The sequence below is a fragment of the Candidatus Omnitrophota bacterium genome, assembly GCA_041649175.1.
Classification (GTDB): domain Bacteria; phylum Omnitrophota; class Gorgyraeia; order Zapsychrales; family JBAZNR01; genus JBAZNR01.
In genome coordinates, this window is the sequence record JBAZNR010000001.1 from 143,882 (window position 1) to 155,618 (window position 11,737).

Here is an 11,737-nt window from a genome sequence, read left to right on the forward strand (position 1 = left end):
CCTGCTGAGAATATACCATAAGGTAACTATCTTGTCAAGTTTTTCTTATCACTTTGATTAGATATTCTAACTACATAAAAAACAAAACAAGGCGGCCTTTTTGCGATACGCAAAAAGGCCGCCTTAAAAAACTTCTCTCACATTATTCTTCTGCAGATCTAATTTTAAAAGAGAACGAATCTCTTAAAACATCTTCTTTCCCTTTAATATTGAACTGAATACCCACCTTTACTAACTGACCCGGCTTAAAATCTTCCCCAGGTTCATAAGTAATGCGGTAGACATCTCCTTGCGGAGCACAACGAAAATCATACGACTTTATTTCTTCGCCGTTAATTTCTAACTTAATGCTATCCTCATCAACTTCTTGTCTCTTTCCAAAGTTTTCCGGAATGTCAAACGAGATATCCGTATCCACATTAGCGGCATTTCCTTCTGCCGGAGAAGCATTACCAATGATTTTCTTTCGCTCCAGAGATTTTACCTTGCCTTGAAACATTTCAAAAACTTGAGCCACGGCCCCCTCCATAAATGCCGTGGGCCTTTGGATAGTAAATGAATAGTTCTCTGTCATTATATTGCCGGCATGATCCTGCGCCCGAACATAAACTGTTACACGTTGACCTCGCGAAAAATCTTGAGCTGAATCATATGAAATATGATACCCTCTGCCATTTCGATTACGATTATACTGCTGACGGCTAATTACTGCTCCGTTCACCGTTAGTTGCACGGAATCTATATTGACTCCTTCACTCGCATCGAAAATATCAAACGTGATGAAAGTGTTAGGAGAAACGTTCACAGCCCCATCCGCAGGGACACGGTTACTGATATAAGGCGGCGTTGTATCCGGAGGAGTTCCCGGAGGATTAGCCGGTGGAATGGGTGTTCCCGGGGGAAGGACAATGACCGTAACTGTTTTTGTATCTGTCAAATTTCCGGGATCTCTCGCTATAAAGCTGACAGCAAATGTCCCGAACTGGCCCGTACCCGGCATCCAGGAAAACGTTGTTCCGCCAAAGCTTGCCCCTTGAGGTAAGTTATCAGCCGTAATCGCCACCGGATCATTATCCTCATCCGAAGCCGTCACCTCAAATTCAATCATCGTTCCCCTGTAATAAATAGGCGAGACCGGCACATGAACAACCGGAGCATGATTAGGCGGCGAAGGCGGTAAATTCTTTATGGTAAAGTTGAAGAGTTCTTCTGCCCTGTTCCCTTTTTTGTCCACGGCAATGACTAAAACTTCGATCTTTTGCGCAAAATTAAACTCAACCACAGGTTGATATTTGATAGAGGCTGACTTTAAGACTAATTCGCCATTGATATCGTTTGAAGAATCTATCGGCTGAAGAACAAGGCTTTGAGTCACATCTTGACCGTCAACGATCATTTTGATCGATGCTTCATCCAGGCCGCTGTCCGCGTCGTGTAATTCGGCGCTGATAAACGTACTCGGCTCAACATTTTCGGCATTGTCCGCGGGAACAAGATGATCAATGATCGGTGCGGTTACATCCAGAGGTTCTTCGTAAGGACGCAGATCAACTTTTAGAATCGTCTCTTTTTGAGTGGTAGCACCTCTGGAATCCGTAGCGGTAAACTGAACTCGAAACGTTCCGTTCTGCTTACTGCCAGGGGTCCACTCAAAGTCCTTTCCGTTAAATAAAGCACCAGCTGGTAAATTGGAGGCTGTGATCGTCACGCGGTCACCCGCGTCAATATCAGAGGCTGTGACTACAAAGCTTATCTTCTCTTCAGTTAATCCTTCGACATTAGACGGCGCATTTAATATCGGCGGATGATTAACGGGCGGTGGCGGCTCTTGCTCAGTTTCAAAAGAATAAATATCCGTTGGCATTTTATTACCGGCTAAATCCTGAGCATCAATGGACACAGCCACTCGTTGCCCATATTCAAAATCTACGTTTGGATCATAAATAACTTGGCAGCTTCGATCGGGATTTTCCGGGATAGCGCCATTGCTAGCACACACATACTTACTAGAATCCACGGAAATTTCATTAACCTTAAGAAGAATGCTATTCTTATCAATGCCGCTGTCATTATCATTTAAGATAAAGCTGATAGATGTATTGCGCATAACATCCTTTTGTCCCTGGCCCGGAACACGATTTGTAACCGAGGGAGGAGTTTTGTCAGAGGAAGGTTGAGAAGAGATAAAGAATGAATAATTCTCTGTTGTTTGATTGCCTGCATTGTCTTCAATTTCAATATTGACCATAACCCCGCTATCCCATGAAAAATTAACAGACGGATCGTAGCTCAGATCACAGCTCTTCTCTGAGTCTTCCGGAATAGCGCTGTTAGAAATACATCGATAATCTTTGTCGGAGATCAGAACACTGTTAACCTTAAGAACAATCTTCTTCGTGTTAATGCCGCTGTCGTCATCGGTTAAGGTCATTTGGATATTCGTATCGGGAGAAACATTGCGAGCATTACGCTCTGGGAGAAAATTACTGATAACAGGAGGCGTTAGATCAGCGGGCTCTTCGAGCGCTCTTGAAATAACTTTAATGGTCACAACACCCTGAGCCAAAGCTCCGTGCGAATCATAAGCCATGAACTGGACATCGTAATTTCCGATTTGCTTGTCTGAAGGGATCCATTCAAAGATCATTCCGTTAAAGCTTGCGCCTGACGGCAAATTAGGGCTGTTCACAACAACAACATCGCCGTCTATATCACTGGCTGTGACTTGAAAGGTTATCTTCTCTCCCGCAACACCAGTCAGAGCATCTGGCAAGATCAACACCGGAGGATTGTTTGCGGGTGGCTCCGGCGGATTATTCACAGCAATAGAAACAAGGGCTTCTTGGGTAAAAAGGCCATCTGTGACAGACAAAGAAAGATCATAAATTCCCATAACAGGATCAGGCCAATGAAAAACCCCATCTTCCGTAAAACTAGCACCGGCAGGCAGATCAACAGAAGAAGTTACCGTTAACGGATCCTCATCTGCATCCGTAAACACAGTTGCGTTAATGGCTTCTCCCTGCGTCCCTTCAATGCCATTCAAAACAACTTCAGGAGGATGGTTATAATCTAAGGATAAGGATTTCTTAAATTGAATATTGTCATACCAATAACGATAACTATTCGGCGCGCCATGAAGAATAATTTTGACCTTTCTAGCTCCGATCGGAGAAGAGATTGGAAATTCAAATTTTGCAAACCCGTTGTTAACGTTTATGTTTCCGACTTCAAAATTATTCGTCGATATGTGATTATTCTCTAGGCTGTACCATGCGAGGCTAACTATCGGCTTTTCAGGCGGAATAGGTCTAGCACCTTCACTATTATCATCCAGTGGACGAACATAGCCTACCAGCATATATTCCCGCCCAGGCGTTACCGTGATCAATCGTTCATTGGCCAAGGAAACGGAGCTGTTAGAACCCTTTAAGCCAACCGAACGTCGATTGAACATTTGATCTTGCGAATCATGAACTTTAGGATGATTTGAAATGCCCGGACCAGAAACAAAATAACTCATATCACCGTTGGGCGCCCATTCCAGAAGCGTCAAATCAGTTTGATGCGGTTGATTTTGTTCAAGGTCGCGGAAATACTCCACGTTGTCATTTTGATAATTTTCAAATGAATTAAGAAATATCGTCGCATAACGCGGGTTCCAGAATAGATCGGCAAAATCCTTGTCCCACTCTCCGGGAAACGCCAAGTTACCATAATTGGCCATCGCCGCAATAGGCATCACCACATCTTCTTTTTTCCCGGCGATGATCTGAGCTAAATCTTTTCGGATTAGCGGATATTCCCAGCTGATCCAGATTTCGGGAGCTGATTTGTATCCTTTTTGCGCGAAATATTCGATGGAGCTATATGTATTAAAAAGATGGGAGCTCCAATGCATCAAAACCATATCTTTGCTAGCTAATTCGTGCTCCGTTACTTCCGCCATACGTCCGTACAATCCGCTGTGCCTGACTTGATCATTGCTGTAACCTCCGGTAAAATAACGATCAATAATGTCGGAATAGGTCAAAATAGTCGTTCCGGGACTGTATTCCTTAACTTTTGTGTTAATATTATTCATCGTCCGAGCACGAAGCTGCTGCATCGACATCATAGAATTGATTGTCCGGCTATCAGTTCCCAGCCCCCGATCCTCATCCCCTAATATGCTGATGAATTCCGGAGTAGGTAAACCAATTTCATTTACATAAGTATTGAAAAGCCCGCGAAAACTATCCTTATAATAAAGGCTTGGATGCGGCCCCTCATAGTCCATGTTCCAATGACGCTCATCGCCAAAAGCAAGAGGCTTATGGCCAAGCCATCTGGGAGAGCGTAAATAATACGCGTTATAACTGATGAGCACTTGACTTCCGGAAGCAATACTTCCCGTTGCGATACGCCGAATACGGAAAGGAACTAAACTATTGGTTGGAAAAACTTCCGGCTTTGTTGGATCATAACGGGAAGCGTCATAAGCCTGATGCGGCTGTAATTGGATAGCGCCTCCTCGTCTATGCCACCACGCCGCGCTAGCCGTGCTGCTTTCCTCATACTGTGAAGAATCCATCACGAAATCAGGGTCAAAAATCCCTCCTGCGCCATACCCCGTGCCGATAGATCCGTTCAAAACCTCATAATCCACGCCCTCAATATAAGAATGGTCAAGATCATTGCTGTCTCTTACAACAATGTCATGCTGCGGAAAGTCAGGCTGACGGACAACATTAAGCATCGCGCCATCAAGCCGTCTAATGCTGACATTGTCAACCCATATCGCACCCGGTAAGCCACCGGCTCCTTGAATGCGAGCAAAAAGGATAATCTTATCGGATGCCGCTCTGGTTTTCATAAGAACATATCCCTTTTTCCATCCATCGGTGCTTGCGCCGCTTGGTGTCCAAAATTGATTCCAGTTGTCGTCTTCCCGGCTGCCTGTTTTTGACAACATGAGAAACTGTAAGTAAGAAGCATTCAAGTTTTGTTTTTTATACCAGAATGTCGCCACATAATGGCTATTAGGAATAACTTTTCCCCCGGTTAATTGTATTTCCAGGATCGGTCCGCTACTGCTAGCCCCGGAAGAAAGCTCACATTTCATCGAGCGGCTGCCGGAATAATGCTCTTGAGAATCCCATTTCCATTCCATATTGCGTAACGGGCTATTAATCCCATCGGCCACCCATCCATCTGGCTTGTTATTCCCATCGCTATCTGTTTCGAAATCACCATAATGGACTTCCTCTGATGGTGACACGGCCAAATCTTCATATGCAACATCTGGCTGAGCTATCTCTACATTTCCATAGACCGGGTCTAAAACCGATTCAAACTGAAAGGGCTCATTATGGCTGTAATAATTTTCTGCTAATTCCAAATGGTAAGGAACACCATAGTCAGGATTCCAGTTGTTATATTCAAGGTGGTGTTTAAATTGCCCGATTCCGGGAATATAATTCATAAAACGTTTTTGTAAATGCGGAATAAAGCTTGAAAACCTTTGACTTTGTTGGATGCGATATCCCCCGGCGCTCCCTCCAGAATACAGATACAACATTTCCCGAGGATACATCTCCGCGACATAATTGATCTTTTTGGTAGCAGCCCAATCAGCATTGCTATTGATTCCAGGTGTTCTGGTGCGGTCCCTTTCAGCGATCACACATAACCACTGAGGGATATTGCCACGTTTTTCAAAATGCGGAAAATCTAAGATCTTAACTCCCAGAAGGCTTCCGTTGGCCGATACCATTTCCGAAAGCGTCGTAGCGCCATAAAACACGCCCGCATTTTCTTTGGCCACGATCACGATCTCCTGGCGCAAACCATCATTAAAAGTTTCTAAAACATATCCTTGTGATTTGAACTCCTTAAAGGTCGGCAAGGAAACATTGCGGCGCAAACAAACCTCTCTCATAAATCCAACAGGATTTTCCTCCAAAACACCTAAATAAATAGCTTTATCGTTAACCCCTAATTGATCAATGTTATCATCATCCAAAATGGTTAAATTAATTCGGCCGGCGGTACGGATCAAGATACGATCATGCAACCATTGCGCCGTATTAAAATTCTCAACGATGTCCGTGTCCGTAACGATCTTCCAGGAATCATTGTTTAAAGTTAGCTCAAATTCTTTTTCTTCAAGTTGACGCGGCAAGGGAGCAAGGTTAGATAGAGCAGAAACCGCCGAATTAGCCTCGATAACAACCGTTTTTCTTGTCCTTTTGGGATTCGTTGCGTCGTTATCGCCCACTTCAAAAACAAAATTGGTCCGGCCTTCCATAGCTGGCACTGTCCATTCAAAATGACCGTTTGAAAACAAAGCATCGTTCACTCCTTCCGGAGGGATAAGGATGATTTGTGATGTGATGTCCCCGCTTTCAACATCTCTGGCGGTCATGTCAAAACTAACGGTTTGACCAGGTGTGCCATAAACGGTGGGATAAGAACTGTACGGAAAATCAACTTGAATGGGAAAAATAAATTCGGGCGCGTTATCATTCGCCGCAAAAGCCGAAACTCCCAGAAAATGAATAGATATAATAAAAGCGATCAAAACTTTATATTTCTGAGAGTTGTTCATAGCCATTTCTCCATTCAAAAATAAGGTCTTAAAAATAAAAACCTATTCCTTTGATCTTGTGGGAATAGGTGAAGGTGGCTGCTTTTGTCTTTCTATTTCGGCAGTCAGGCTGTCCTACTTCCGTGGCTTAAAAAAGGACCCTATAACTTTGCGTCTCCCGATTGCTCGGGGTTTGCCTTTATCGTCAAAAAAGAACTATTTTATATTTGCACCTAAAATATACATTATTAGTATAGAGAATGCCAAAAAAGAGTGAGGAATATGTGTTTTTTGAGAAAACGTTATCTTAAAATCAGATAATTAGGCGGGCGATTTGGTAAGGGTATCATAAACGTTGCAAGTATATATTTATCAATTAGTTACATACGCTTTCGGGATCTTGTTTATAATTTCGAGCGGAACGTCCGCGCGAATATGAACAAAAGTTCCAGAATATTCGATTAAATTAACTTTTCCCTCTTTATGAATGAGGCTAACCAAATCCATACGACCGATCGGAATATTCACATCGATCTCTTCAACGGAAGGGCTTAAATTTTCGATGATTTTATCGATCAGCACAGAAATATTTTCCTTCGTAAGCGCCGAAACACATATAGAATTCTTAAAACTTTCTTGCAGGCTTTTTAACCAACTCTTATCTTCTAATTTATCAATTTTATTAAAGATGGTAATGACCGGTTTATCTTTCGCTCCCAATTGTTCGAGGACATCAAAGACCGCCTCATTTAGACTACGAAACTTTGGATTGCTGACATCAACAACGTGCAAAAGCAGATCGGCTTCCACCACTTCTTCTAAAGTTGCTTTGAACGCTTCGATCAAATGATGAGGTAATTCGTACATAAAACCAACCGTATCGGAAACGATGATCTTCTGATGATTAGGAAGCACTAGCTGACGCGATAAAGTATCCAGCGTTGTAAATAACCCGTCGTGTGTTTGCTGATGAGCATCCGTTAGAACATTAAGCAGTGTTGATTTCCCGGCATTCGTATATCCCACTAAAGAAATACAAGGGACTTTAAGTTCTTTTCGTTTTTTTCGCTTGGTGGTACGACTTAGAACAACTTGCTTCAAATCACTTTTTAATCTATCGATACGTTCCGAAATTCTTCTTCGGTCGATTTCTAACTTTGTTTCGCCGGGGCCAACGGTGCCGATCCCGCCGCCTAAACGCGATAGCTCAATGCCATGCCCGGTTAAACGCGGAAGCATGTAGGCTAATTGAGCTAATTCAACTTGCATCTTACCTTCCATGCTTTCAGCGCGACGAGCAAAAATATCTAAGATCAACTGAGTGCGGTCAATGACTTTTGTTCCGATGATCTCTTCTAAGTTTCTCTGCTGGCTCCCTTTTAAGTCATGACTAAAAATGACCGTATTTGCTTTTTTTTCTAAACAAAGATCCCTGATCTCCTCGGCTTTGCCTTCTCCGATCAAAAGCCTGGCAGTGGGCTTTAGGCACCGGCAGATCATCTCCCCGCAAACTTCTCCCGAACAAGATACGACCAAGTCACATAATTCCGCCAGGATATCCTCGGAGGGCCAGACATCTTTTTTCTTGAAATCAACCACCACTAAGAAAACTTTTTCAGCCATTATGTTTTTTCTCCTTAATCTCAAGAATAATTTTTTCCGCGATCGCCCGGGGCGTTTCATTTTTCTTGATCATAACCCACCGCAATCGCCGATCACGTCGAAACCATGTCAGTTGCCGTTTCGCATAGCGGCGAGTATGCAATCTCATCATCTCCTTAGATTCCTCTAAGCTACATTCGCCATTAAAATACCCTCTTAATTCTTTAAAGCCGATCATTCCCTGGGCGGTGCGGCTCCACTTCTTTAAGGATATTTTCTTCATTTCGTCGATCAGGCCGTCAGCAAACATCTGGTCAACGCGCGCATTGATGAGGGAATAGAGTTCTGCGCGATCGCGATTAAGAGCAAAGATCTTAATATCAAATTTCTCCCAAATCCCATTTCGATTCTTTTGTAGCTTAGAGATCGGGATTTTAGTCAGCATAAAAACCTCTACGGCGCGAATGATCCTTTTTATATCATTGGGGTGGATTCTTGAGGCGGCAACAGGATCGATTTTCTTTAGCTTTTTATAAAGAAACCCTGCCCCGTTTAACCGCGCCTGGTTTTCTAGACGTTTTCGTAACATTTCATCTTTTGCGGCGCCTTTAAAGATCCCATCCAGCAAAGCTGTCATATAAAAACCTGTTCCACCGACAATAATGGGAATTCTTCCTTTTTGATGGACTTCCTTAATAGCCGCCTTTGCCTTCCGGCAAAAAATCGCGGCGTCAAATTCTTTAGAAACAGAAATAAGATCAATCAAATGGTGCGGACATTTTTTAAGATATTCATCGGATGGCTTATTATTCGCGACGGAAACATCACGGTAGACTTGCATGGAATCGCAGGAGATGATCTCACCGTTGATTTTCTTAGCTAAATATAGGGCAACGGACGACTTTCCGACCGCTGTCGGGCCGACAATAAAAACAATTCTTTTAAGATTCATAAATGATCTTAAGGATAGATTTGGGTAGGATAACCGAGTTGCGCTAACCGCAATCTTAAGTTTTGGGCTTCTTCTAAAAGGGATAATTTTCCGACGCGAACACGATAGAATTTCTGGCCTTTAGGATCTACGGTTTCGACGATGTAAGCATATTCATTCTTTTGTTTTAGCTCTTTGGCTAGGTGGTCAGCGCGCGTTTTATCTAAGAAAGCTCCTACTTGGACGGCAAAATATTGCTTCTCTTCTAGAAGTTGTTTGGCGATCTTCGCTTCAAGGCTTTGAGGAAAACCTTCCGTGATCTTTTCTAAATATTCCTTGGCTTCTTTCCAATGCGTTAATTTCAAATGAGCTCGGGCTAATTTCAGATAAATAAGGCTTAAATATTCGGACTTAGGATTTTTAGATAAAAACTCTTCGGCAACCTTAAGCGCGCCGTCATATTGTTGATCTAGTAAAAGAGCGTCAATAAAACCGAGATACGCCTGATCGCGCATCCGCTCTTTCGGAAAACCGCTGATCAGAAGCTGAAAAGTATCACGGGCTTCCTTATATCTCATTAGTTGGATTTGACTCAAGCCAAGATAGTAAAGTCCTTGGTCAAATTCTGCTTTAGAAGGTTTTGTTTTTAGAAATTGCTGGGAGAGCTGTTCAACTTGGGCGTAATCTTCTCTCATAATAGCTGTTTCAATATCCGTAAGCCGGCTATTGGACGCGCCCAACAGAAAAAAAGAAACTGTTAGAAGAGAGATCTTTTGAAGAAATCTTGACGGCACACTTGACATGGGTGTTATCTTAACAAAAAGGGTTCGCTTTTTCCATTAAAAAATAACATCGGAGAAATAAGAGCGGCTCCGATTTGTAAGCAAATCGGAGCCGCTCTTTTAAAATTCTGAAAATGATCAACGACAGCTATTTGCTGTCTTCCAGCGGATCATCGCCTGAATCGTCATCGAGATCATCATCTGCGCTATCATCCGTCGTATTTTTACTACCCGAGCGATGCTCCTCAATATATTTCTTGCGTTCTTCCGGCGTCATATTGGATAATTTTTCCCGGCGCTGTTTACGCTTCTCCAGAAAAGCCTTGCGCTCTTCGGGCGTCATATTTTTTAATTTTTCTTCCCATTGCGCCCGGCGCTGTTTACGCTTTTCCAAAAATGCTTTGCGTTCTTCCGGCGTCATGTTTTTTAATTTCTCTTCCATCTTCGCCTTGCGCTCTTTCATGCGTTCTTTAGCTTTCGCTTTTTGTTCCGGGGTCATCTTGTCCCAATGCTCAGCCGCTTTGGGATGATTTTTCTTAAAACGCTCCGCTCTTTCTTCAACCGAGCGGCGATGTTTCTTGCTGCTTTCAGTTCCACTGCTTTTTTCGGCAAAAACGATCCCTGAAAAATTTAAAAATAACACGGCAACAAAGCCGCTGACAACTAATCTGGTCAATTTATTCATAAACCCTCCTTTAAGTTATTAAGACTATCCTTTAAGAGCGTTTTTAAGATCATCGATCAAGTCCGTGCATCCTTCGATCCCGCAAGAAATACGGATCGTCTCCTTAGTGATCCCTGAGGCGAAAAGCGCCTTTTCTCCCATTGACGAATGGCTCATCAGCCACGGATGTTCGATTAAAGACTCCACGCCGCCTAAAGATTCGGCGAGGGAAAAATATTTTAACTTGCCAAAGAATTTATCCAGAGAAACTTTTCGAGTATTAAGCTCAAAGGCTAACATTCCACCAAAACCTTTCATCTGCTTTTCTATTAAGGCCTGTTGCGAATGACTTTTTAATCCCGGATAATAAACTTTTTTAACGTTAGGATGGCTTTCTAAGAATTCAGCGATCGCTAAGGCATTGACCTGATGCGCTTCCATGCGTTGCGCTAATGTTTTAACACCGCGCAAGACAAGCCAGCTGTCAAACGGCGGCTCCGCGACACCTAATGCATTAACAAAATAACGTAGTTCCTGTTCGATTTTTTTATTACCGTAAATAATGGCGCCACCGACCACATCACTATGCCCATTAAGATATTTGGTGGTGGAATGAATGATCACATCAACGCCAAATTCAAAAGGCCTTTGAAAATAAGGCGACAAAAACGTATTATCCACAACGGTTAATATCTTCTTCTTTTTAGCGATATTAACAACCGCCTCGATATCAACAATGTTAAGAAGCGGATTAGACGGCGTTTCGATCCAGATCATTTTTGTTTTTGAGTGAACAGCCTTTTTAATGGCATTTAAATCTCTCATATTAATGAAAGAGAATTTGATGTTCATCTTGGTAAAAACATACCGAAATAAACGGTAAGACCCGCCATAAATATCATCTCCAGTCACTACGTGATCGCCCGGCTTTAGATAAAATAAAACAGCTGTAATAGCAGCCATCCCGGTTGCGGTCGCCGAAGCACCCGTACCATTTTCCAGCGCAGCTAAGTTTTCTTCCAGAGCAGTGCGTGTCGGGTTCCCGCTACGCGTATAATCATATCCTTTATTTTTGCCTAAGGCATCAAAGCGAAATGTTGACGTCGGATAGATCGGTGTAATGACCGAGTTATAGCTTTTATCCTTGTTAACGCCCTTATGAACAGATGCTGTCCTAATATCCATATGCT

General features: G+C 42.9%; 6 protein-coding genes and 1 riboswitch. All 6 genes read right to left on the reverse strand.

The annotated features are described in order from the left end of the window. Positions 1 to 142: 142 nt before the first annotated feature. On the reverse strand, positions 143 to 6,589 hold the full coding sequence (locus WC676_00700; GenBank protein ID MFA5059133.1) for a putative Ig domain-containing protein: 6,447 nt from the start codon (positions 6,587 to 6,589) through the stop codon (positions 143 to 145). A 96-nt stretch (positions 6,590 to 6,685) separates the two neighbouring features. After that, positions 6,686 to 6,776: riboswitch (cyclic di-GMP riboswitch) on the reverse strand. A gap of 164 nt (positions 6,777 to 6,940) precedes the next feature. Beyond that, positions 6,941 to 8,191: a GTPase HflX gene (gene hflX, locus WC676_00705; GenBank protein ID MFA5059134.1), complete on the reverse strand. Its 1,251-nt coding sequence runs from the start codon at positions 8,189 to 8,191 to the stop codon at positions 6,941 to 6,943. Further along, the gene (gene miaA / locus WC676_00710; protein MFA5059135.1) at positions 8,184 to 9,122 is read right to left on the reverse strand and encodes a tRNA (adenosine(37)-N6)-dimethylallyltransferase MiaA; all 939 of its coding nucleotides are present in this window, start codon (positions 9,120 to 9,122) and stop codon (positions 8,184 to 8,186) included. The genes hflX and miaA overlap by 8 nt, the downstream gene beginning before the upstream one ends. 8 nt (positions 9,123 to 9,130) lie before the next feature. Next, positions 9,131 to 9,904 (reverse strand): tetratricopeptide repeat protein, encoded by a 774-nt coding sequence (locus WC676_00715; protein ID MFA5059136.1) that lies wholly within the window; start codon positions 9,902 to 9,904, stop codon positions 9,131 to 9,133. Positions 9,905 to 10,031: 127 nt separating this feature from the next. Next, positions 10,032 to 10,568 carry a hypothetical protein gene (locus WC676_00720; GenBank protein MFA5059137.1) on the reverse strand — a complete coding sequence of 179 codons (537 nt, stop codon included), beginning with the start codon at positions 10,566 to 10,568 and terminating at the stop codon, positions 10,032 to 10,034. A 24-nt stretch (positions 10,569 to 10,592) separates the two neighbouring features. Beyond that, positions 10,593 to 11,732 (reverse strand): PLP-dependent aspartate aminotransferase family protein, encoded by a 1,140-nt coding sequence (locus WC676_00725; GenBank protein MFA5059138.1) that lies wholly within the window; start codon positions 11,730 to 11,732, stop codon positions 10,593 to 10,595. Between the last annotated feature and the right edge of the window lie 5 nt (positions 11,733 to 11,737).